This window comes from Variovorax sp. VNK109 (assembly GCF_049445855.1).
Classification (GTDB): Bacteria; Pseudomonadota; Gammaproteobacteria; order Burkholderiales; family Burkholderiaceae_C; genus JAGOCV01.
In genome coordinates this window covers 35,732-58,148 of record NZ_JBMSDV010000005.1, presented here as the reverse complement: position 1 = coordinate 58,148, position 22,417 = coordinate 35,732, and the positions used below count along the sequence as shown (strand labels likewise).

The 22,417-nt window shown below is 62.3% G+C and carries 15 protein-coding genes and 2 tRNA genes; 10 read left to right on the top strand and 7 right to left on the bottom strand.

Annotation, left to right across the window (positions count from 1 at the left end):
* The first annotated feature begins 39 nt into the window (after positions 1-39).
* The 9 genes from ACO2Q9_RS16655 to ACO2Q9_RS16615 all read left to right on the top strand — a co-directional run bounded on the left by ACO2Q9_RS16655 (position 40) and on the right by ACO2Q9_RS16615 (position 12,777).
* Positions 40-1,167 carry an efflux RND transporter periplasmic adaptor subunit gene (locus ACO2Q9_RS16655; protein WP_423312904.1) on the top strand — a complete coding sequence of 376 codons (1,128 nt, stop codon included), beginning with the start codon at positions 40-42 and terminating at the stop codon, positions 1,165-1,167.
* A gap of 7 nt (positions 1,168-1,174) precedes the next feature.
* Entirely contained in the window at positions 1,175-4,324 is a 3,150-nt protein-coding gene (locus tag ACO2Q9_RS16650; protein WP_423312903.1) for an efflux RND transporter permease subunit, read from the top strand.
* A 79-nt stretch (positions 4,325-4,403) separates the two neighbouring features.
* Positions 4,404-4,490: transfer RNA gene (locus ACO2Q9_RS16645), tRNA-Leu, on the top strand.
* A gap of 44 nt (positions 4,491-4,534) precedes the next feature.
* The gene (gene tig / locus ACO2Q9_RS16640) at positions 4,535-5,848 is read left to right on the top strand and encodes a trigger factor (RefSeq protein WP_423312902.1); all 1,314 of its coding nucleotides are present in this window, start codon (positions 4,535-4,537) and stop codon (positions 5,846-5,848) included.
* Positions 5,849-5,960: 112 nt separating this feature from the next.
* A complete protein-coding gene (gene clpP, locus ACO2Q9_RS16635) occupies positions 5,961-6,566 on the top strand; it encodes an ATP-dependent Clp endopeptidase proteolytic subunit ClpP (protein WP_423312901.1) in 606 nt (201 codons plus the stop codon).
* 108 nt (positions 6,567-6,674) lie between these two features.
* The gene (gene clpX, locus ACO2Q9_RS16630; RefSeq protein WP_423312900.1) at positions 6,675-7,940 is read left to right on the top strand and encodes an ATP-dependent Clp protease ATP-binding subunit ClpX; all 1,266 of its coding nucleotides are present in this window, start codon (positions 6,675-6,677) and stop codon (positions 7,938-7,940) included.
* Between the two features lie 131 nt (positions 7,941-8,071).
* Positions 8,072-10,489 (top strand): endopeptidase La, encoded by a 2,418-nt coding sequence (gene lon / locus ACO2Q9_RS16625; RefSeq protein WP_423312899.1) that lies wholly within the window; start codon positions 8,072-8,074, stop codon positions 10,487-10,489.
* Between the two features lie 52 nt (positions 10,490-10,541).
* Positions 10,542-10,617, top strand: a tRNA-Gly gene (locus ACO2Q9_RS16620).
* Between the two features lie 225 nt (positions 10,618-10,842).
* Positions 10,843-12,777, top strand: coding sequence for a tyrosine-type recombinase/integrase (locus ACO2Q9_RS16615; protein WP_012112377.1), 1,935 nt, complete (start codon positions 10,843-10,845; stop codon positions 12,775-12,777).
* Between the two features lie 37 nt (positions 12,778-12,814).
* Here ACO2Q9_RS16615 and ACO2Q9_RS16610 read toward each other — a convergent pair whose 3' ends face one another.
* Positions 12,815-13,783: a Dyp-type peroxidase gene (locus ACO2Q9_RS16610; RefSeq protein WP_423312898.1), complete on the bottom strand. Its 969-nt coding sequence runs from the start codon at positions 13,781-13,783 to the stop codon at positions 12,815-12,817.
* Positions 13,784-13,940: 157 nt separating this feature from the next.
* Positions 13,941-14,594 carry a substrate-binding domain-containing protein gene (locus ACO2Q9_RS16605; protein ID WP_012112376.1) on the bottom strand — a complete coding sequence of 218 codons (654 nt, stop codon included), beginning with the start codon at positions 14,592-14,594 and terminating at the stop codon, positions 13,941-13,943.
* A gap of 119 nt (positions 14,595-14,713) precedes the next feature.
* On the opposite strand from ACO2Q9_RS16605, the gene ACO2Q9_RS16600 reads away from it, so the two are divergent.
* Positions 14,714-15,007: a helix-turn-helix domain-containing protein gene (locus tag ACO2Q9_RS16600; protein WP_423312897.1), complete on the top strand. Its 294-nt coding sequence runs from the start codon at positions 14,714-14,716 to the stop codon at positions 15,005-15,007.
* Between the two features lie 23 nt (positions 15,008-15,030).
* On the opposite strand, the gene ACO2Q9_RS16595 is transcribed toward ACO2Q9_RS16600, so the two are convergent.
* From ACO2Q9_RS16595 to ACO2Q9_RS16575, 5 genes are all read right to left on the bottom strand, one after another.
* The gene (locus ACO2Q9_RS16595; RefSeq protein ID WP_012112374.1) at positions 15,031-15,921 is read right to left on the bottom strand and encodes a LysR family transcriptional regulator; all 891 of its coding nucleotides are present in this window, start codon (positions 15,919-15,921) and stop codon (positions 15,031-15,033) included.
* Positions 15,922-16,107: 186 nt separating this feature from the next.
* Positions 16,108-17,625, bottom strand: a complete 1,518-nt coding sequence (locus ACO2Q9_RS16590) for a thymidine phosphorylase family protein (RefSeq protein WP_046482877.1) — start codon at positions 17,623-17,625, stop codon at positions 16,108-16,110.
* A complete protein-coding gene (locus ACO2Q9_RS16585; RefSeq protein WP_423312896.1) occupies positions 17,622-18,980 on the bottom strand; it encodes an MBL fold metallo-hydrolase RNA specificity domain-containing protein in 1,359 nt (452 codons plus the stop codon). Before ACO2Q9_RS16585 ends, ACO2Q9_RS16590 begins: the two co-directional genes overlap by 4 nt.
* Positions 18,981-19,015: 35 nt before the next feature.
* Positions 19,016-21,394, bottom strand: a complete 2,379-nt coding sequence (locus ACO2Q9_RS16580) for a xylulose 5-phosphate 3-epimerase (protein ID WP_423312895.1) — start codon at positions 21,392-21,394, stop codon at positions 19,016-19,018.
* 38 nt (positions 21,395-21,432) lie between these two features.
* Positions 21,433-22,329 (bottom strand): ribose-phosphate pyrophosphokinase, encoded by an 897-nt coding sequence (locus ACO2Q9_RS16575; RefSeq protein ID WP_003050021.1) that lies wholly within the window; start codon positions 22,327-22,329, stop codon positions 21,433-21,435.
* Positions 22,330-22,417 lie beyond the last annotated feature (88 nt).

The following is a 22,417-nucleotide window of genomic DNA, read 5'->3' as shown; positions in this document are numbered from 1 at the left end:
TCCCTTTGTTGAATCACAACTTTTGTTGACAGGGCTGCCATGCCAACACCGTCTCTTCGTCCGCTCTCCGGGCTTGTCGTCCTGTCTGCCGTGCTCGTCCTGGTGGGCTGTTCCAAACCTGCTCCGCCCGAAGAGCCTGTCCGCGCGGTGAAAGTGCTGACCGTCGGGGCGCAGGACTTCAGCGCGTCCTACGAATTCGCCGGGGAGGTTCGGGCGCGCGTCGAGTCGCGACTGGGTTTCCGCGTGGGTGGCAAGATCGTCCAGCGGCAAGCAGAAGTCGGCCAGCGCGTTCGCGCCGGGCAATTGCTGGCGCAACTGGACCCCCAGGACTATCGACTCGCGGCCGATGCGGCGCGTGCGCAAGTGCAGTCGGCGCAGACCAATCGGGATCTTGCGGCGGCTGACTTCAAACGGTTCGCGACCCTGAAGGACCAGGGCTTCATCAGCGGTGCGGAACTCGAACGCCGCGAATCCACCTTGAAGGCCGCACAGGCCTCGCTCGAACAGGCGCAGGCGCAACTCAATTCGCAAGGCAATCAGGCGGCGTACACCAATCTCACGGCGGATGCCGCCGGTGTGGTGACCGCTGTCGAGGCCGAGCCGGGACAGGTCGTGACCGCAGGCACGCCGGTGGTACGGGTCGCGCAGGATGGCGGACGCGACGCCGTGTTCTCGGTGCCCGAAGACAAGGTCGCGGCGATCAGGACCGGGTCCGATGTCAGCGTGCGTGCCTGGGCCCAGAACGCGGAGCTGAGCGGGAAGGTGCGCGAAGTCGCCGCCAGCGCCGATCCGGTTACCCGCACGTTCGCCGTCAAGGTCGCGCTCGACGCAGCGTCTGCGCCGCCGCTGGGCGCAACGGTTTACCTCACGCCTGCGGCCCTGGCGCACGCTGGCGTGCAGGTCCTGAAGCTTCCGACCAGCGCGTTGCGTCAGGAAGGCCAGGGCAGTGCTGTCTGGGTACTGGACGAAGCGAACATGACCGTGCGCTCGCAACCCGTGGTGGTGGCGACGGCCGACGGCAACGAAGCGGTCATCGCATCGGGTCTGCAACCGGGCATGAAGGTCGTGTCTGCCGGTGTGCATGTGCTGTCGCCCGGCCAGAAGGTGACGTTGTACAAGTCGCGCGATGTCGCTGCAGCGGCTTCTGCTTCCCCCACGGCGAAGTGAGGCGCGCATGAGCCAGGTTCAACCGAAAGAGGGATTCAATCTCTCGCGCTGGGCGCTCGAGCATGCGGCGCTCACACGCTACCTGATGGTGGTTCTGATGCTGCTGGGCTGTGCAGCCTATTTCCAGCTGGGGCAGGACGAAGACCCTCCGTTCACCTTCCGCGCGATGGTGGTTCGCACCTACTGGCCGGGCGCGACCGCGCAGCAGGTGGCCGAGCAGGTGACCGACAAGATCGAGCGCACGCTGCAGGAAGTGCCGTACGCCGACAAGATCCGCAGCTACTCGAAGCCGGGTGAGTCGCAGATCATCTTCCAGATCAAGGATTCGTCGCGCGCTTCCGAAGTGGCGAACGTCTGGTACCAGACGCGCAAGAAGATCGGCGACATGCGCTACACGCTGCCGGCCGGCATCCAGGGACCGTTCTTCAACGACGAGTTCGGCGATGTCTACGGCGTGATCTATGCACTGGAGTCGGACGGCTTCTCCGATGCCGAGCTCAAGCTGTTCGCCGACGATGTGCGCCAGCAACTGCTGCGCGTACCCGACGTGGCCAAGGTCGAGCAGTTCGGCGTGCAGGACGAGAAGATCTTCGTCGAGATTTCGCAGAAGCGCCTCGCACAACTGGGCCTGGACTTCAATGCGGTGCTTCAGCAACTGGCGCAACAGAACGCGGTGGAAAACGCCGGCGCCGTGCAATCGCCTCTGGATGTGGTGCAGGTGCGCGTGGCCGGCCAGTTCGTCGCCGTCGAGCAACTGGCAGCGATGCCGATCCGTGGCAACAATGGCAACCAGTTCCGTCTGGGCGACATTGCCGACATCAAGCGCGGCTATGTGGACCCGCCCACGGTGAAGGTGCGTTACCAGGGCCGCAACGTCGTGGCGCTGGGGGTCTCCATGGCCAAGGGGGGCGACATCATCGCGCTCGGCGAAGCGCTCAAGGTCGCAACCACGAAGATCCAGCAGTCGCTGCCCGCCGGGGTGACGCTCGCGCAGGTGCAGGACCAGCCCGTGGCCGTGTCCACGTCGGTCAATGAATTCGTGAAAGTGCTGATCGAAGCTGTGGTCATCGTGCTGGCAGTGAGCTTCATTGCGCTGGGCCTGCACAAGGGTGGGCGCTTCGGCTGGCACATCGACATCCGGCCGGGGCTGGTGGTGGGCATCACGATACCGCTCGTGCTGGCGGTGACCTTCCTGGCCATGTGGTACTGGGGCATCGGGCTGCACAAGATATCGCTGGGCTCGCTCATCATCGCGCTCGGCCTGCTGGTGGACGACGCGATCATTGCTGTCGAGATGATGGTGCGCAAGATGGAAGAGGGCTACGACAAGGTACGCGCCGCCACCTTCGCCTACGAAGTCACGGCAATGCCCATGCTTACCGGTACGCTCATCACGGCGGCAGGCTTCCTGCCGATCGGCATCGCGCGCTCGGTGACGGGTGAATACACCTTTGCGATCTTCGCGGTGACGGTGATCGCGCTCGTGCTCAGCTGGATCGTCTCGGTCTATTTCGTGCCGTATCTGGGCACGCTGATCCTCAAGGCCAAGCCGCACGCGCCTGATGACCAGCCGCACGAGATGTTCGACACGCCGTTCTACAACCGCTTCCGCCGCGCGGTGCACTGGTGCGTGCAGCACCGCTGGATCACCATCGGCGCGACGGTGCTGATCTTCGCTTTGGGCATCGTGGGCATGGGCAAGGTGCAGCAACAGTTCTTCCCGGATTCGAGCCGTCCGGAAATCCTGGTGGACATCTGGTTTCCCGAAGGCACCTCCTTCAAGGCGAACGAGGAAGTGACCGCGCGCGTGGAGAAGCGCTTCATGGAGATCGAAGGCGTTTCCAGCGTGGCGACCTGGGTGGGTTCGGGCGTGCCGCGTTTCTACCTGCCGCTGGATCAGGTGTTCCCGCAGTCCAACGTGTCGCAGTTCATCGTGCTGCCCAGGGACCTGAAGACGCGTGAGTCGTTGCGCGTGAAACTTCCTGCGCTGCTCGCCGAGGAGTTCCCCGAAGTGCGTGGCCGCGTGAAGCTGCTGCCCAACGGGCCGCCCGTGCCGTATCCGGTGCAGTTCCGCGTGATGGGCCCGGACCCGGCGCAACTGCGCGAGCGTGCCGACGAGGTCAAGGCCGTCATGCGCCAGAGCGCCAACACGCGCGGCGTGAACGACAACTGGAACGAATCGGTCAAGGTCATCCGCCTCGAGGTGGACCAGGCGAAGGCGAGGGCGCTGGGCGTCACCAGCCAGTCCATCGCGCAGTCGGCCAAGACCATTCTCCAAGGCACGACGGTCGGCCAGTTCCGTGAGGGCGACAAGTTGATCGACATCGTCATGCGCCAGCCACTGGACGAGCGCAGCGCGATCTCGGACATCGGCAACGCCTACCTGCCGACGGCATCCGGCCGCTCGATCCCGCTGACCCAGATCGCCAAGCCCGTGTTCACGTGGGAGCCCGGCGTGATGTGGCGCGAGAACCGCGACTACGCCATCACGGTGCAGAGCGACATCGTCGAAGGCCTGCAGGGCGCAACGGTGACGGCGGAACTGCAGCCGCAGCTGAAGGCGCTGGAGGCGAAATGGCCGGCAGGCTACCGCATCGAAGTGGCGGGTGCCGTGGAAGAAAGCTCCAAGGGCTCGGCGTCCATCGCGGCGGGCGTGCCCATCATGCTGTTCATCACTTTCACGCTGCTGATGCTGCAACTGCACAGCTTCAGCCGCGCCATGCTGGTGTTCCTGACCGGACCGCTGGGGATCGCTGGCGTGGCGGGGGCGCTGATCCTGCTGAACCGTCCATTCGGCTTCGTGGCTCTGCTGGGCGTCATCGCGCTCATGGGCATGATCCAGCGCAACTCGGTGATCCTGATCGACCAGATCGAGCAGGACCGTGCCCGCGGTGTGCCGGCCTGGGACGCGATCGTCGAGTCGGCCGTGCGACGCCTGCGCCCCATCGTGCTGACGGCGGCTGCGGCGGTATTGGCGATGATCCCGTTGTCCCGGAGCGTGTTCTGGGGCCCGATGGCCGTGGCCATCATGGGCGGCCTCATCGTGGCCACGGTGCTGACACTGCTGGCGCTGCCGGCCATGTACGCGGCGTGGTTCCGGGTGCGCCGGGAAGACCCTCCTCCTCCGCAGGTCGAACCAGCCCTGGTTCCGGGGTAAAATCTAGGGCTCACCGATTTGCCGCGGGCGGCTCGGGTCAGTATCTGGCCGGGCCGCCCGTATGGTTTGGAACCCGACCGCGCGGGTGGCGAAATTGGTAGACGCACCAGGTTTAGGTCCTGACGCCAGCAATGGTGTGGGGGTTCGAGTCCCCCCCCGCGCACCAGGAAAGTCCCCACTGATGGGCTCACTTTGTAAGAGAGAAACGATATGGCCGTGAATGTTGAAACGCTTGAGAAGCTGGAACGCAAGATCACTCTGACCCTGCCGGTCAACGTGATCCAGTCGGAAGTCGATGCGCGCCTGCGCAAGCTGGCCCGTCAGGTCAAGATGGACGGCTTCCGTCCCGGCAAGGTGCCGCTGAACGTGGTGGCCCAGCGCTACGGCTACTCCGTGCAGTACGAAGTCATGAACGACAAGGTGGGCGAAGCCTTCGCTTCCGCCGCCAATGAAGCCAAGCTGCGCGTCGCAGGCCAGCCGCGCATCACCGAGAAGGAAGGCGCGCCCGAAGGCGAACTGTCCTTCGACGCGATCTTCGAGGTGTACCCCGAAGTCAAGATCGCCGACCTCTCTGGCGCCGAAGTCGAGAAGATCAACGCCGAAGTTACCGACGACGCGATCGACCGCACCGTGGACATCCTGCGCAAGCAGCGCCGCACCTTCGCGCAGCGCGCGCAGGACGCTGCCGCACAAGACGGCGACCGCGTGACCGTCGACTTCGAAGGCAAGATCGATGGCGAAACCTTCCAGGGCGGCAAGGCCGACGACTTCCAGTTCCTCGTCGGCGAAGGCCAGATGCTCAAGGAATTCGAGGACGCCGTGCGCGGCATGAAGTCGGGCGAAAGCAAGACCTTCCCGCTGAGCTTCCCGGCCGACTATCACGGCAAGGACGTGGCCGGCAAACAGGCCGACTTCCTCGTGACCGTGAAGAAGATCGAAGCCGCACACCTGCCCGAAGTGAACGAAGCGCTGGCCAAGTCGCTGGGCATTCCCGACGGCACGGTGGACGCGCTGCGCGCCGACATCCGCAAGAACCTCGAGCGCGAAGTGAAGTTCCGCCTGCAGTCCCGCAACAAGCAGGCCGTGATGGACGCGCTGGTTGCCAAGGCAGAGCTCGACATCCCCAATTCCAGCGTGCAGGCCGAAATCGACCGCATGGTCGAGAGCGCCCGTGCCGACCTGAAACAGCGCGGCATCAAGGACGCGGACAAGGCACCGATTCCCGACGACGTGTTCCGTCCGCAAGCCGAGCGCCGCGTGCGCCTGGGCCTGGTGGTGGCCGAGCTGGTGCGTACCCATGAACTGCAAGCCAAGCCCGAGCAGATCAAGTCGCACATCGAAGACCTGGCGGCCAGCTACGAAAAGCCGGCGGACGTGGTGCGCTGGTACTACGGTGACAACCGCCGTCTGGCCGAAGTCGAAGCCATCGTCATCGAGAACAACGTGACCGAGTTCGTGCTGGGCAAGGCCAAGGTCACCGACAAGGCGATCTCGTTCGACGAACTGATGGGTCAGCAAGGCTGATCCACTGTCCCCTTAAACGGGGCCTGCGGCGGACTTGCAGTCCGGCCTGCAGGCCCCATTTCATTTGGGGCACCGGAATTTTCGGTACAGTATCCCAATCATTGGAGAAAACATGAGTTCACTGGACACCCAAGCCCTCGGCATGGTCCCGATGGTGATCGAGCAATCGGGCCGCGGCGAACGCTCTTACGACATCTATTCCCGCCTGCTGAAGGAGCGCGTGATCTTCCTGGTGGGCGAGGTCAACGACCAGACCGCCAACCTCGTGGTGGCGCAGTTGCTTTTCCTGGAAAGCGAAAACCCCGACAAGGACATCTCGTTCTACATCAACTCGCCCGGCGGCAGCGTGACGGCCGGCATGGCCATCTACGACACCATGCAGTTCATCAAGCCCGATGTGTCCACGCTGTGCGTCGGCTTCGCGGCGAGCATGGGCGCCTTCCTGCTGGCGGCGGGCGCGAAGGGCAAGCGTTTCTCGCTGCCCAATTCCAAGATCATGATCCATCAGGTGCTGGGCGGCGCACGCGGTCAGGCGACAGACATCGAGATCCACGCGCGTGACATTTTGCGCACCAAGGACCAGATGAACCGCATCATGGCCGAGCGCACGGGCCAGCCGCTGGACAAGGTCAAGCACGACACCGAGCGCGACTACTTCATGACGGCCGACGAAGCCAAGGACTATGGTCTCGTCGACCAGGTCATTGCCAAGCGCTGAACGCGTTTTGCGCGACAGCAACAGCCGGGCGGCGGTTACGTCTGCCCCCGGCTCGATTGGTTATCATTGAGCAACTTGCGTAACAGGCACACCCGGATACTCTGACCAATGGCCGACAAAAAGGGCTCTACCAGCGAAAAAACCCTCTACTGCTCCTTCTGCGGCAAGAGCCAGCACGAAGTGAAGAAGTTGATCGCCGGTCCGTCGGTTTTCATCTGCGACGAGTGCATCGACCTGTGCAATGAAATCATCCGCGACGAACTGCCGACCACGGCAGAGACGCGCGAGGGTTCGGGCAGCTTGCCCACCCCGGCCGAAATCAAGGCCAACCTCGACAATTACGTCATCGGGCAGGACGCTGCCAAGCGCATGCTGGCCGTCGCCGTGTACAACCACTACAAGCGGCTGCAGCACAAGGAAAAGGCGCGCACCGACGACGTCGAACTCACCAAGAGCAACATCCTGCTGATCGGCCCCACTGGCTCCGGCAAGACGCTGCTGGCGCAGACGCTGGCCCGCATGCTGGACGTGCCGTTCGTCATGGCCGACGCCACCACGCTGACCGAAGCGGGCTATGTGGGCGAAGATGTCGAGAACATCATCCAGAAGCTGCTGCAAAGCTGCAACTACGAAGTCGAACGCGCGCAGCGCGGCATCGTCTACATCGACGAAATCGACAAGATTTCGCGCAAGTCGGACAACCCGTCCATCACACGTGACGTATCGGGCGAAGGTGTCCAGCAGGCGCTGCTCAAGCTGATCGAAGGCACGATGGCGAGCGTTCCCCCGCAGGGCGGCCGCAAGCACCCGAACCAGGACTTCCTGCAGATCGACACGACCAACATCCTGTTCATCTGCGGCGGCGCGTTCGCCGGCCTTGAGAAGGTCATCGAGAACCGCACGGAAGCGTCGGGCATCGGCTTCGGCGCACAGGTCAAGAGCAAGGAACAACGCTCGCTCACCGAAGTGTTCCGCGACGTCGAGCCCGAAGACCTGATCAAGTTCGGTCTGATCCCGGAACTCGTCGGCCGCATGCCGGTGGTCGCCACGCTGGCCGAGCTGAGCGAAGAAGCGCTGGTGCAGATCCTCACGGAGCCGCGCAACGCGCTGATCAAGCAGTACGGCAAACTCCTGTCCATGGAGGGCGTGGACCTCGAAATCCGCCCCGCCGCGCTCCGCGCCATCGCCCGCAAGGCACTGGCCCGAAAGACCGGCGCACGCGGCCTGCGGTCGATCCTCGAGCAGTCGCTGATCGACACCATGTTCGACCTGCCGAACGCGAGCAATGTTGACAAAGTCGTGGTGGACGAATCCACCATCGAAGAGAACAAGCCCCCGCTGCTGGTGTACCGCGAGGCGGCCCGCAAGGCCTGAGGCGCGGTCGACGGATGGCACCATTGCTGAATCCGTACAACCCAGCAACCATGCCCGGCGCATTGACATGCGCATGGGTTGAAAATTCCCGATTGGTGACGATATTCACCAGGTAACCTCGAAGGATTGCCATGTCCGGCCATACGCCCCTGCCAGCCACCCCCATCGACCTGCCGCTGCTTCCGTTGCGCGACGTCGTGGTCTTTCCCCACATGGTGATTCCGCTTTTCGTCGGACGGCCCAAGAGCATCAAGGCTCTTGAGCTCGCAATGGAAGCCGAGCGCCGCATCATGCTGGTGGCGCAGAAAACTGCCGCGAAAGACGAGCCCTCCGTGACGGACATGTTCGACGTGGGCTGCGTCTCCACCATCCTGCAGATGCTCAAGCTGCCCGACGGCACGGTGAAAGTGCTGGTCGAAGGCCAGCAGCGCGCGCGCGTGAACCGCATTGCCGACGGCGAGACGCATTTCTCCGCGAACATCACGCCCGTCGAGCCCGCAGCTGCGGCGCCGGACAACAGCGAGGTGGAAGCGCTGCGCCGTGCGGTGATGCAGCAGTTCGACCAGTACGTCAAACTCAACAAGAAGATTCCGCCCGAAATCCTCACGTCGATTTCCAGCATCGACGACCCCGGTCGCCTGGCCGATACGATTGCCGCGCACCTGCCGCTCAAGCTCGACAGCAAGCAGGTCGTGCTCGACCTGGCCGACGTGCGTGCGCGCCTCGAAAACCTGTTCGAGCAGCTCGAGCGTGAAGTCGACATCCTGAATGTCGACAAGAAGATCCGTGGCCGCGTGAAGCGGCAGATGGAAAAGAACCAGCGCGACTTCTACCTCAACGAGCAGGTCAAGGCGATCCAGAAGGAGCTTGGTGAAGGCGAAGAGGGCGCGGACATCGAGGAGATCGAGAAGAAGATCAAGCTCGCCAAGATGCCCAAGGACGCCCGGAAGAAGGCCGAAGGCGAACTCAAGAAGCTCAAGCTCATGTCGCCCATGTCCGCCGAGGCGACCGTGGTGCGCAACTACATCGACGTGCTCACCGGCCTGCCCTGGAGCAAGAAGACGAAGATCAAGCACGACCTCTCCAATGCGGAAAACGTGCTGAACGAAGACCATCATGGTCTGGAGAAGGTCAAGGACCGCATCCTCGAATACCTCGCGGTGCAGCAACGCGTGGACAAGGTGAAGGCGCCCATCCTGTGCCTGGTCGGCCCTCCGGGCGTCGGCAAGACCTCGCTCGGCCAGTCCATCGCCAAGGCGACGGGGCGCAAATACGTGCGCATGGCGCTGGGCGGCATGCGTGACGAGGCGGAAATCCGCGGTCACCGCCGCACCTATATCGGTGCGCTGCCGGGCAAGGTGCTGCAGAGCCTGAACAAGGTGGGAACGCGCAATCCGCTGTTCCTGCTCGACGAGATCGACAAGCTCGGCACCGATTTCCGGGGCGACCCGTCCAGCGCGCTGCTCGAAGTGCTCGACCCCGAGCAGAACCACACGTTCGGCGATCACTATGTCGAAGTGGACTTCGATTTGTCTGACGTGATGTTCGTCGCCACGTCGAACTCGATGAACATTCCGCCGGCGCTGCTGGACCGCATGGAAGTCATCCGCCTTTCGGGCTACACCGAGGACGAGAAGACCAGCATCGCCATCAAGTACCTGCTGCCCAAGCAGTTGAAGAACAACGGCGTGAAGGAAGAGGAACTGCTCGTCACCGAAGAAGCGGTGCGCGACGTGGTGCGCTTCTACACGCGTGAAGCCGGTGTGCGTTCGCTCGAGCGCGAACTGTCCAAGATCTGCCGCAAGGTGGTGAAGGGTCTGCAACTCAAGAAGATGCAGCCGCAGGTGGTCGTCACATCGGAGAACCTCAACGAATTCCTGGGCGTGCCCAAGTTCACCTACGGTCGTGCCGAGAAGCAGAACCAGGTGGGGCAGGTGGTCGGTCTGGCGTGGACGGAAGTGGGCGGCGACCTTCTCACCATCGAAGCTGCGCTCATGCCCGGCAAGGGCAACATCACGCGCACCGGTTCGCTGGGCGATGTGATGAAGGAATCGGTCGAAGCCGCGCGCACCGTGGTCCGCAGCCGTGCGCGCCTGCTGGGCATCAAGGACGAGATGTTCGAGAAGAAGGACATCCACATCCACGTGCCCGACGGCGCAACACCCAAGGACGGCCCCAGCGCCGGTGCCGCGATGACCACCGCCTTCGTTTCCGCGCTCACGGGTATTCCCGTGCGCGCCGACGTGGCGATGACGGGCGAAATCACCTTGCGTGGCGAAGTAACGGCGATCGGTGGCCTGAAGGAAAAGCTGCTGGCTGCACTGCGCGGTGGCATCAAGACGGTGATCATTCCCGAAGAGAACGTGAAGGACCTGCAGGAAATTCCCGAGAACGTGAAGAGCGGCCTCGAGATCGTGCCGGTGAAGTGGGTGGACAAGGTGCTTGAGGTCGCGCTCGAACGACGGCCCGTCCCATTGCCCGACGAAGAGCCAGTGGTTGCCGCCGCGCCGGTGGCTGCCTCGCCCGCAGGAGAGGCCATCAAGCATTGATTGCGGCAGCCTTGCAAAACAGCGAAAAAATGCGCTACAATGCAAGGCTTACGCGGGAATAGCTCAGTTGGTAGAGCGCAACCTTGCCAAGGTTGAGGTCGCGAGTTCGAGTCTCGTTTCCCGCTCCAAATTATGATCTACAGACTTCCACTGGGGTCTGTAAGTCGCTGAAAAGAGGAGCTTCGGCTCCTTTTTTCATTCCAGCAAAAGCCACTGGAATCCACCGACAGCCAGCGTTTTTGAGGCCAAAAACAAGGCCAAAGAATGCGGGCGGTGCCGGTTCCGGTTTGTTGCTGGGGTTGGATCGGGATGACCAGCAGCATCGGGCCTAAGTCCAAGACTTAGGAGCTTCGATGATGGCACTCTCTGATCTGACTGTGCGGCAAGCCAAGGCCGCTGACAAAACCTACAGCCTCCCCGATACCGATGGCCTCGGCCTGGTGGTCGCCCCTACCGGCGGCAAATCGTGGCACCTGCGCTACTACTGGCTCGGCAAGCAAAAGCGCATCTCCCTGGGCAACTACCCCGAGATCGGCCTGCGTGAAGCGCGTACCTTGCGCGACGAAGCCCGCGCACTCTTGGCTAGGGGCATCAACCCTCACACCGACCGCAAGCAGAAACGCCATGCCGTGAAGCTGGCGGCCGACTACACGTTCAAGGCGGTCTTCGATGCCTGGGTCGAGCATCGGCGCAAGGAACTCAAGGAAGGCCGTCAAAGCACCCTCTCGCAGATCCTGCGGATTTTCGGCAAGGACGTGCTGCCCGCCCTCGGGAAGATGTCGATCTACGACATTCGCCGGCCCCAGCTTCTGGGCGTCCTGGCAAGAATCGAGGAACGCAAGGCTTTCACCACGGCAGAAAAGGTCCGCACCTGGTTGAGCCAGTTGTTCCGCTATGCCCTCGTGATCGTCGAGGGGCTGGAGGCCAATCCGGCTTCTGACCTGGATGTGGTGGCGGAGCCCAAGCCTCCGGTGAACCACAACCCGTACTTGCATTTGCCCGAGCTGCCGGAATTCCTTCAGAAGCTCCGGCTCTACAACCCGCGTGGCTGGCAGACCCAGCTCGGCATCCGGCTGCTGTTCCTGACCGGGGTGCGAACCGGCGAGCTGCGGCTGGCGACCCCGGATCAGTTCGACCTGGACCGCGGCCTCTGGATCATTCCGCCCCAGATCGTCAAGCAGCTTCAGGATGAGATGCGCAAGGCCGGCAAGCGCCCCCAGGATGTGCCGCCCTACATCGTACCGCTGTCCCTTCAAGCCATCGAGATCGTGAGCTACCTTCTGGGGGTGATACGGCCGGCCCAGCGCCACCTGCTGGCGCACCGCAGCGAACTCAAGAAGCGCATCAGCGAGAACACCCTCAATGCCGCCTTGAAGCGGATGGGCTACGAGGACCAACTGACCGGCCACGGCATCCGGGGAACGATTTCGACGGCGCTCAACGAGATCGGCTACCCCAAGATTTGGGTGGACGCGCAGCTCTCGCACTCCGACCCGAACAAGGTGAGTTCGGCTTACAACCATGCCAAGTACGTTGAGCCGCGCCGCCGGATGATGCAGGACTGGGCGGATCGCCTCGACCTGCTCGAACAGGGCCAGGTGGAGGCGGCCAGCGCGCACCTCACCATTCACATCGAGGGCGTGCCGGCCATGGCAGAGGAGGACAAGCCCGACGCCATCGTTGCAGCGTCCTCTGCGGCACCCGTTCCGTCGATGGTGACCGCTCCCATCGTCGTGACGCCGAACGACGGGAGCATCACGTTCCAGCGGCTGTCGCAGGTGCCGCCGCCTCCGACGCATGCGCCAGAACCGGAAGTATCTGCCATCCAGCGCGAGCGCGAGGAAATGCTGGCCATCTATGAATCGCCGAGCAGCCTGCCGGTCCCCCTGTTCGGCAAGTTGGCCGGGAAGTCCAAAGACCAGATCAACCGCGAGTTGAAGGCCGGCAAACTGCTATCCGTCAGCTTGGGCAACCGGGGCCAGCGAGTTCCCGATTGGCAACTGGTGCCGCTCAAGCACAAGCTGGCCCAGGTGCTCATGCGCCAGTGTCCGCAAGCGGATTCGTGGGAGCTTTACCGCATGCTGACCCGGCCACACCCGGACCTGGGCGATCGCGCGGCCATCGATTTGGTGACGCCAAGCAATCTGGGCATGGTGGTCCAGGTCATCGCAAGCGGCCAGTTCCATGCGAATGCGCCAGAGACAGTCCCACCGCGGCCTATCCCAGAGGAGGTGCGGCAGAGCGTTCGCCGAATGGTGGACAGCGCCGTGGTTCTGGACGGCGCATAGGGCTACCAGCCCTTGCGGGCGCCTTGCGGCCCCCGCGCTACGCTTGTACAGCCTGCACGAGTTCGCTCAGCGTGCGCGGGGCGGACGCAAAGAACACGGCACCAGTGTGCGCCGTCGAGAAATCGAGCAGGCGGTCGTTCATGCCCGGCGGATCGCCGAGGAACATGCGCTTCAGCATCTTCTGCGTGACGCACAGATGCCTGGAGTAGCCGATGAAGTAGGTGCCGTATTCGCCTTGGCCGGGGCGGCCAAAGGGCATGTTGTCGCGCAGGATGTCGTGCTCGGTACCGTCAGCACCCACGATCGTGGCGAGGGTCTTGTGCGACTTCTGGCCGCTCGTCGCATCGGGCAATTCGATATTGCTGACGATCTCCCGGCCGATGATCTGCTCTTGCTGGTCCTCGGGAAGCCGAGCCCACGGCTGCATTTGATGCAGATACATCTGCACCACCACGTAGCTCCCGCCGGCGAATTCCTGATCCTCACTGCCGACCAGCGTGGATGCGCCGATTTCGTGCCCGGTCGGATTGGCTGTGCCATCGACGAAGCCAAGGAGATCGCGGGAGTCGAAATAGCGAAAGCACGCCACCTCGTCGGCCACCGTCACGCTGCTGCCCAATTGGTCCAACAGCAGGCGCTCGAATTCAAAGCAGAGGTCCTCGCCCTCGGCCCGGATATGAGCCGGGCGTGGCCGGCGCGGTGTGCTTCGCGCCCTTGATGGGTGCGAAGGGACGCAGTTCTTTCGGGCGCCTTCCGGCCTGGAAACGGTCCCACAGCGCCGATCCCAGGGCGGTGATGCACGACAGCCGGCCGTTGAGATCGCGAAGAAAGCCGTCTTGATCAGGTCGTCCAGGCCGTCCAGGACGCCGGCGACCGCCTGCAGGGACTCTCGGCCCTCGGCGACCGTCAATGTGAGAAACACCGCCGCGCGCGACAGTGGCGCATCGATGCTTTGCGAGTCGATGGGTACTCGGTCCCAACTACTTCCAACCATTGGCATCTCCATAAGGCCGGTTTAATTCGTCATGTTGCCAGAGATGAAAACGCGATGCTGGCGCATTGACAGCGCGTGCCGTTGCAATTACCAGGAAGCAGTGAATTCCCGCGCCGATTACGGATGCCTGGCATCGGCATCTGAGTGGAGAGCACTCAGCGCGAGTGAGCTATCGGGTATTCGAGTAGGCCGCGCTATCTTTGGCAACCTGCATCGCCCTGCGCTCGAACAGCTCAGAAATGGCGCTGGCTCGCTCCCTGGGCCGCTGCAGATGTGTCACGACCTCGTAGGGAGCATCAGAAAGCGGCCGCATGGTGATGCCCCAGGCATGGGCGCGCTCAATACGCGATTGCGCAGAGATCCCGACGCCATAGCCAGCGGCGACCCATAGCGCCAAAATCTCAAACGAAGTGACATGCTGCATGCTCTGCTCGCTCAGCGGCGGGAAGGAGGACAACCGCTGATCCAGCAGCGGGCAGGTCTCTGCTTGCCAGCGAAACCCGGGGTAGTCCAGAACCTCGGCGGTCGTGAGCGTTGCCCGGCCAAGCAAGGAAGACCGCAATGGCATGGCGACAGCCATGTTATCGATCCACAAAGGCTGGCTTCTCAGGAACGGAGCACTCACGTGCCGAAGCGATATTCCTGCGTCATAGCGGCCTTCTTCAAGGCCGATCACCAGGTCGTCACCCGAGGCTTCAAAGAAGGCGATGGGGGTGTCCGGCTCTTCCGTGCGCTGCAGGGCGAGAAGCGTGGAGAGGCATGAGGACGGCACCCCGGGTGCTATAGCAAGCCTGAAATGAGAAAACTGGCTGGTGGCATGCATGAGGACCCCCAAGAAGCGATCTGGCCAGGAAGGCGAACCAACATCGTGGTTAAGAGTGAAGTTTAACGTCGTTAAAAATAACGTGGTTAATTTTGGAAGATTGTTTGACGCTTCTGCTAATGCAGAAATCAACAATCCAGCCAGGCCGCCCTACTGGCACATCAACGTATGAATCCGAGTCGGCGTTGGCCTTCGGACAGGCCGTGCGCGCTGCCCGCGTCGCTCAGGGAGTCGCGCAAGACGAGTTCGCGTCTCGGGCAGTCATCTCGCGCTCGCACATGGACAAGATCGAGCGCGGTAAGCACGTGCCCACACTGCCTCTCATACTGAGAATTTCTACGGCGCTCAGGATAAGCGCGGCTGAACTGATGACGGCGACCGAACGCAATCTGCGTGCCGAAACCGATCCTTGAGGATGTCCGCCGGCAGGACTCCGTCAACCGTCGGACGAGTCGCGTAACCGAGCGATAAACCGCTCCAGCGAAGCCGACAAACTGTTGCTTTCAGGCCGAAGCAAGTAGGTGGTGATCACCGCGGAATCCATCGCCAAGGGACGAATCACCACATCCGGCCATTGGCAGACCGGAATCTTGGTCGCCGTCATGAAGCCGACGCCATATCCTGCACCGACCAGCGTGAGCATCATGTCCAGCGAAGACACTTCCTCGACGATGTTCAGCTTGTGCTCCAGCACCTGCAAGAGCCGCCCCAATTCGCGGCAGTACCCCTCGCATGCGTGAGGGTCGCACAAGACAAGCGGATGCCCCCGGAGTTCATGAAGTGGGACCTTCTTGTGGACGAGCAGCGCGTGCCGAGCTGGCACGGCGATCACCAACGGATCCCGCCAGATGGGTTCGGCAACAATGTCGTCACCGACTTCGGCCGTGTGCGCGAATCCGATCGTGAAGTCGCCTGACCGCAAGCCGCGTAGCTGCTCGGCCAACGGCACCTCGGATAGGCGTATCTCTATCTCCGGTTCCTCTGCGCGGCAGCGGACCAGAAATGCTGACAGTCGAGGATCGATCGCACCATCGGACACTGCAATGCGCAAGCTGCCTCGCAAGCCTGAGGCGACAGCCTTGGCGTTTTCTCGTGCCTGCTCCAGGACGGTGAGCAGGCGTCGAATATCCTGCAAGAAGGCAGCACCTGCTGCGGTCAGAACGGTTCCACGGCGATTTCGGTCGAAAAGTACCACCCCCAGTTCGTCTTCAAGCTCTTTGATGGCGCGAGATAAAGGGGGTTGCTCGATATGCAGGCGCTCGGCGGCCCGTGTGAAATGAAGCTCTTCGGCCAAAACGATAAAGCAACGCAGGTGTCGCAGTTCCATGAGCAATGTTCCTATTCAGACGCTGACGACCTCCTTCTATTTGCTCCACGCTATGCAGGTTGAAAACTTCTAGGCGATGTTTTTTGCATATTCTCTTTGAGCACGAGATGTAGGCGTTCAACTTTTCCAAACGAGAGGCCGGGCTGTGTTTGACTGAGCATTCAAGAGCCCTGTTTATCTACGGCGCTAAGGTTCAATCTTTACGATGTCACCAATGTCATGCACGTATGCGAGTGCATAGGCCATCTCTCCAGAGGTTTGCGCATGCAAAAACATCAATGATTGTCCGCGTGTTACCTCGTCACCTAAGCGCACTTGCAATTGAATCCCTGCGGCTGGACTCTCAGGCGCTCCGGCTAATTTGGCTAAACGGGACAGCTTACGGTTGTCGATGTGTACTGCTCGGCCTGAAGTGGTTGCCAAAAGCGGTTCGACATAGAGAGCTTGGGGCGGCTCACGAAATCCCCCCTGAGCCGCGCAGATTCTCTGAAATTTTTCCCAGGCGCGGCCACTGCTGATCGTCTCGTGAGCCAACCGAAGTCCGTCCCCTTCTTTGGCGACACCGCCAAGCTCAAGCACCGCGCCCGCGACCAACGCCACGCGGTCACATAGGTCTTGCGGCGCATCCGCCTCGTTGCGCAATACGGCCAACACGTCGCGCGCCTCCAACGCCGGGCCGATACCTCTGCCGACAGGCTGATTCCCGTCTGTAAACAGGCAACGCAATACAAGGCCAAATGACGCGGCGACTTCCGAAAGGTGATGCGCAAGATGCTCGGCAGTTTCCCGGCTGCGGACTTTTGCGGTTGGCCCAACCGGAATATCGATCACGATGTGGGTCGCCCCTGCTGCAATCTTCTTGGATAACACCGAGGCAATCAGTTGTCCTTGCGTGTCGATATCCAGTTCACGCTCAATACGCACGAAGATGTCGTCCGCGGGGCTGAGGTGCATCGCGCCGCCCCACGCCACGCATCCACCCTCTTTCTCCACGACCTTTCTGAGCGTATCCAGGTCCAGGTCTACAGGAGCCAGCGTTTCCATGGTGTCCGCGGTGCCAGCGGGAGAGGTGATGGCGCGTGATGAGGTCTTGGGCATCACCAATCCATTGGCTGCGGCGATGGCAACCACCAACGGCGTGGTGCGATTTCCCGGTAATCCGCCCACGCAATGCTTGTCCACAACAATCGGAGCCTGCCATTGCAGGTGATCTCCGACATCGACCATCGCACGGGTGAGATGGATGGTCTCTTGCATATCCAGAGGCAGTACCGCCGTTGCGGTCAGGAAGGCCGAAAGTGCGACATCGGTATAGCGACCATCGACCACATCACGGACGATCGCCTGCAACTCCGTCGTTTGCAGTCGGTGGCCGTGAATTCGCGCACGCACGGCCGACAACGATTCGAGCAGCGGAGGATGCCGAACCTGCACAAGATCGCCCTCATGAATGTCCAGGGCATCCCAGGCGGCCTCGGACAGAGCGATCTGTCCGGTTTTGAGCAGATCGCTGTCGATTTGGTACAGTAGCGCTTGCACAGTGCGGTCGCCGGCAATGATCAGTACCTGTGACCGCGGTGCCAGCCCTTCGGCACGGCAGACATGGCAATCGGTACGCATCAAGACGACGGGTTGATGCTGGGCATGCAGTCGCATGCGCAATGCTTGCAAGGCGGGTGTCTGGGGGGTGATGCGGGCACTCACAGGGCGAATTCCTGGTTTTGCATGGACACCGATGCGTGCCAATTGAGTTCGCGCTGGATACGTTCGCGCAGCGCCTCGGAGGCATCGGATTCACCGTGAACAATGAACACTCTTTCCGGTGCCTTGGTAAAGCTGCGCAGCCATCGCATCAGCTCATCGCTGTCGGCATGAGCCGACAACATCGCAAGCTCGGCGACCTCCGCCTTGATCGGCATCCAGCGTCCATGAATCTTGACTTCGCGAGCGCCCTCAAGCAGTTTGCGTCCGCGCGTACCTGCGGCCTGAAATCCAGAGAACAGCAGCGTGTTCTGATGAATGCCGCCAAACGCTTCTATGTGATGCAACACGCGGCCACCTGTGGCCATGCCGCTGGCGGAAATAATCACCTTGGGGTAGCGATTCGCCGATAGTGCCTTGGACTCTTCAACGTCGCGCACGTATTTGACTTCCGAAAATGCGGCCTCGAAATCGTGTTGCGTGAGCTTGTGGTCGTCGGCATGGCGGTGCAGCAGCGCAGTTGCGCTGGTGGCCATCGGACTGTCCAGATAGACGGGCACGTTGCGGAGCCGACCGCGCTGTCGCAGCAGCCACAAGTCGTAGATCAACGACTGCGCTCGTCCCACGGCAAAAGCGGGAATTACCACCGTGCCTCCGCGGCGAGTCGTGCGCTCGATGATGTCGCCCAGCGCTTCGACGGCATCGGAACGGTCATGACGACGATTGCCATAGGTGGACTCGATGATGATGTAGTCCGCTGCCGTGACGGGTTCAGGATCAGGCATGACCATGTCGTCAAAGCGTCCCAAGTCGCCGGAGAACACCAAACGCTTGCCGCCAATGTCGATCTGAGCCGTCGCCGCCCCAAGAATGTGACCGGCGCTGCGCAGCAGTAGACGGGCATTGCCCGGCAATTCAGTCTCTTGATGCAGCGGCACCGGTTTGAACTGCAGGAGCGTACGTTCTGCATCCCGAACCCGATACAGCGGAAGGGCTGGCTTGTGTTTGGAAAATCCTTTTCGATTGGCGAACTCGGCGTCCTTCTCCTGCAACCAGGCGCTGTCGAGTAGGATGAGTTCGGCGACATCTCGCGTGGCTGAGGTCGAGAAAATCTTCCCGCGGAACCCGTCCAGCACCAATCGGGGCAGATACCCACAATGATCCAGGTGCGCATGCGTTAATACGACCGCATCGATGTCCTTGGGCTCAACTGCCAGGCGCTGCCAGTTAAGTTCGCGCAGGTTTTTCAATCCCTGGAACAGTCCGCAGTCGATCAGGATGCGGGTATTGCCATGGGTGATAAGGTGTTTGGAGCCGGTGACGGTGCCGGCACCGCCCAGGCTGGTCAATGAGAGCATGTATTTGTCTCCCCTCTTGTTTGTGGGTTGTGAAATCAGGAACCGGCGCGGTCGCCGCGGACCGCGTCAGAACCACTTGAAATTCGCTCGTCGGTCGCGGCCGCAGCAACCTGCGAACTGTTCCGGCCGGTCACTTGCGCAGCGGCATAGATGGCGTCCACCCAGGTGCAGCGGTTGGCGATCAGCATTCCAGCCACATCGAGTGTGCCGCCGCGGTTGATGTAGCCCAAAGCCCGCGTCTTCGAGGGGCCGCTGTCAATGCGGCGCAGCACGCCCAGCATCGGCTCTGGGCGGGTATGGCTCATCAACACGCGCGGCAGGTGAGGCGGGAAGAGCGCTTGCAGTGCTTCGTCACCGAGCACGAAGGTGGCCTCAAGGTCATCTCGCGGAATGCGCAGGCGGCCGGGTTCGATCACTACAGTGACGCACGACGCAAGTCCATGGCGCTCCAGGCGGGCGTGGGCTTTGAACGCTTCCTCCAACTGGTAGGCGCCAATCACCACGAACTGCAGTTGTGCTGTAGCCGGATCGCCGGCTACATGGGCTGCTCCGTGCTCAACCAGCGATTGAGCGGCGGCGGCGTTGAAGTGATTCGGCGTGTCGCGCTTGGAGACCACCACACAGGCCACTTGGCCCCGGCTGGCGTAGACCGCTCGCAGCGCGGCGGACGCCGTGTTGGCATCCACCGGGAACAACACGCGTGCGGTGTCCGACATCTCCCCCAGCAATGCTTCGCCAATGGTCGGGTCCTGGTGTGACTGCTCGTTCTTGCTGTTCTCCCAGGTGTGGGATGTGACGATCAGCGGGACGGAGATCCAGCCTGGCGGCTGGCCCAGCTCCTTCTGCCGACGCGCGAAGATGATCTCCTGGCGCATCAATCCAAGCATCTTGACCGCGAATGCCTCGTAGCTGACGATCAGGTTCAGCCCCCCTTTGTTGGCGAGGGCGGCGGCCGCAACGGCTTCTTCATTGAGTGCGGTGACCACCGAGCCATCCGTCGATTCCGGGGCGCCGGGTTCGGGCACGTTGACGCGGTGCTTGAGCAGCGCTAGCGTGGTCCCCATCTTGTTGCTGGCCAGTTCATCGGGATTGCCGATCCGGATGCGCAACTGTGGATTTGCCTGCACTAGCTCCACGAACCAACGGTCCAGTGCGGACATGGCGCTGCCCGATACCTCAGTTGGCGCCCAGGCCGGCATCGGCAGATGAGGGCTCGCTGGATGGCGTAGGGCCATGGGGTGCTCGCTTTCGCGCGAGCGCTGGCTCTGGCCGTGATTCGCAAGGACGGTGAGCGCGTTTTCCAGTTCGCTCTCGGGCACGAACAGCGCCGCAGCCCCTGCGTTGAAGGCCTCGCGTGCCTGCGCATCCTCGCGCGGATTGCCGTTCAGCGGCAGGTTGTGGGCGGCATTGGTCGCCGCGCCCGGGAAGCCAAAACCTTTCTCCGTCTCGGCGATCACGTAGGGCAGCTTGACCGGATAGCGCCGATCCGAGCGTGCGGCGAAGGCGCTCAGCGTGTCTTCGGCTTCAACAATGGCCCATGCGATCGCCATCGGATCACGTCCATCAACGATGACCGGATCGAAGCCGTTGTGGCGCAGGTCCTCGGCCAGCCAGGTAGCGCCACCTTCCTGCACGATCTGGGTGCGCTGCTCGATGCGCCGTCCGTTGAGAATCATGACCGGGATGGCGAAGCCGCAGTCCTCGGCGCGCCACCAGCGCGGCGCCCAGTCCGAGCCACGTTGTTCCTCGAAAGCGCCATCACTGAGGAATGCCACCAGGCTTTCTCCCGGCAACGGCGTGTGCACATACTGCAGCCCGGCGAACCCCAGATAGCCGCCTTCGGAGATCGCGCCGGCCGTGTTCGGCCCGGCATGGCTACCCAGCGGTACCGCGGGCCGACCCTGCTTATCGATGGCATAGGAGTAGAAGTCCCCGATCAAACGCGACAGGCCCGCCTCGCTGCGGTCGTAGCGTCCACGCTGGGCGGCGGATACATCGCCGGTCAGTGCGTTCACCGCCTCGATCGCGGCCACGCAGTGCCCCTGCCCCATGAGCCAGCCGCGTGTCGTCCCGGTCAGCGCGTTGGCCAACAGATAACCCACGAAGGCTGGCACCATGTTGAGCGAGCCGCCGGTGTGGCCTTCGGGCGTTTGTTTGAAATCATCGGAGCCCAGTGGGCAGCCGCTTCGGTCGATGCGCCGGGCATAGGTCATATGCGCCACTACGCTCATGGCCGTGCAGGCCACCCGGTCGGCTGCAGCCAGCAGCGCATGGGCCGAGGCTTCGTCTGCTATACGCCTTTGCGCGACCAGACGTTGCACTAGGGCCTGCATACGTTCGATGGTTTCAGACCTGTGCGCGATGGGCCCGTAACCAGCACGCCAATCGGTTGCGAGGTTAGCTTGAGAGGACATTTCAGGTCTCCTTGAAAATAGTTGGATCGATAAAAAGATCAGCCTCGCGGATCGGTTTTCCCGCTAGAGAGAGCGTCGGCAATCAGCGAAGCGAGACCAATCCGGTTGCTCGGATGCGGTACTGCGTCGGTGGACGTAATTCGGGCAAACAACGGTGTCAATTGGGCCCAGGCATCCTCGGCGAACAGGGCATGCACCACTACGCACTCCGGCTTGCGCATTCCTTGCTCGGCGAGCTTGCGCGCCGCGACGGCGAGCGTGCGGCCTGATGATGCGATGTCGTCCACAAGCACCGGCGTTCTGCCGCGCCAGATCGACAGGTCGGGAACATCGATGTCCACGCTGCGATCGCCATGGCGTGTCTTGCGAAGCACAGCGTGCGGTACGCCGATGCGGGACGCGATGGCGCCGGCCCACTGCTCGCTTTCCTCGTCGGGGCCCACGATCAAAGGTTCTTCGACATGATTCGCGATCCAGTCGGCCAGCAGTGGTGCGGCATGCAAGGTGATGGTGGGGATCGTGTAGACCGCTGATAGTGTCGGATAGCGGTGCAGATGCGGATCCACCGTGAGCAGCTTGTCGAAGGTCGATGAGACCAGACGTGCGAAGGACCGCGACGTCACGCTTTCTCCGTCATGGAATCGCTTGTCCTGGCGCATGTAGGCCAGATACGGTGCGATCAGGTTCACCTCTTGCGCGCCAAGTTCGCGCGCCGCGTCAGCGGCAAAAGCCAGAAGCAGGAACTGCGGATCAGGATGGGCCAGCGTGCAAATCACATCCACGATCCGATCGGCAGGTTCGCCATGCAACCGGACATAGCTCTCGCCATCGGGGAATCGGCGCGTTTCGATGCGGCCGGCTTCGCTGCCGCATGCCTGCGCGATGCCGCGGGCCAGATCTTCATTGCCGGGTAGGGCCAAGGTGAGTCGTTGCATCCATTTATCTCCTTATTTGTTGTCCTTGGTCTCTTATCGAGCGCGGGTGCCTTATCGTTCAGCTCGCTGTGTTCACCTTGCCAACTGG

What these genes read in the sequence shown, in the direction of transcription:
- ACO2Q9_RS16655 (WP_423312904.1), top strand. Translation starts at nt 40, where the DNA reads ATGCCAACACCGTCTCTTCGTCCGCTCTCCGGGCTTGTCGTCCTGTCT.
- ACO2Q9_RS16650 (WP_423312903.1), top strand. Translation starts at nt 1,175, where the DNA reads ATGAGCCAGGTTCAACCGAAAGAGGGATTCAATCTCTCGCGCTGGGCG.
- tig (WP_423312902.1), top strand. Translation starts at nt 4,535, where the DNA reads ATGGCCGTGAATGTTGAAACGCTTGAGAAGCTGGAACGCAAGATCACT.
- clpP (WP_423312901.1), top strand. Translation starts at nt 5,961, where the DNA reads ATGAGTTCACTGGACACCCAAGCCCTCGGCATGGTCCCGATGGTGATC.
- clpX (WP_423312900.1), top strand. Translation starts at nt 6,675, where the DNA reads ATGGCCGACAAAAAGGGCTCTACCAGCGAAAAAACCCTCTACTGCTCC.
- lon (WP_423312899.1), top strand. Translation starts at nt 8,072, where the DNA reads ATGTCCGGCCATACGCCCCTGCCAGCCACCCCCATCGACCTGCCGCTG.
- ACO2Q9_RS16615 (WP_012112377.1), top strand. Translation starts at nt 10,843, where the DNA reads ATGATGGCACTCTCTGATCTGACTGTGCGGCAAGCCAAGGCCGCTGAC.
- ACO2Q9_RS16610 (WP_423312898.1), bottom strand. Translation starts at nt 13,783, where the DNA reads ATGGAGATGCCAATGGTTGGAAGTAGTTGGGACCGAGTACCCATCGAC.
- ACO2Q9_RS16605 (WP_012112376.1), bottom strand. Translation starts at nt 14,594, where the DNA reads ATGCATGCCACCAGCCAGTTTTCTCATTTCAGGCTTGCTATAGCACCC.
- ACO2Q9_RS16600 (WP_423312897.1), top strand. Translation starts at nt 14,714, where the DNA reads ATGCAGAAATCAACAATCCAGCCAGGCCGCCCTACTGGCACATCAACG.
- ACO2Q9_RS16595 (WP_012112374.1), bottom strand. Translation starts at nt 15,921, where the DNA reads ATGGAACTGCGACACCTGCGTTGCTTTATCGTTTTGGCCGAAGAGCTT.
- ACO2Q9_RS16585 (WP_423312896.1), bottom strand. Translation starts at nt 18,980, where the DNA reads ATGCTCTCATTGACCAGCCTGGGCGGTGCCGGCACCGTCACCGGCTCC.
- ACO2Q9_RS16580 (WP_423312895.1), bottom strand. Translation starts at nt 21,394, where the DNA reads ATGTCCTCTCAAGCTAACCTCGCAACCGATTGGCGTGCTGGTTACGGG.
- ACO2Q9_RS16575 (WP_003050021.1), bottom strand. Translation starts at nt 22,329, where the DNA reads ATGCAACGACTCACCTTGGCCCTACCCGGCAATGAAGATCTGGCCCGC.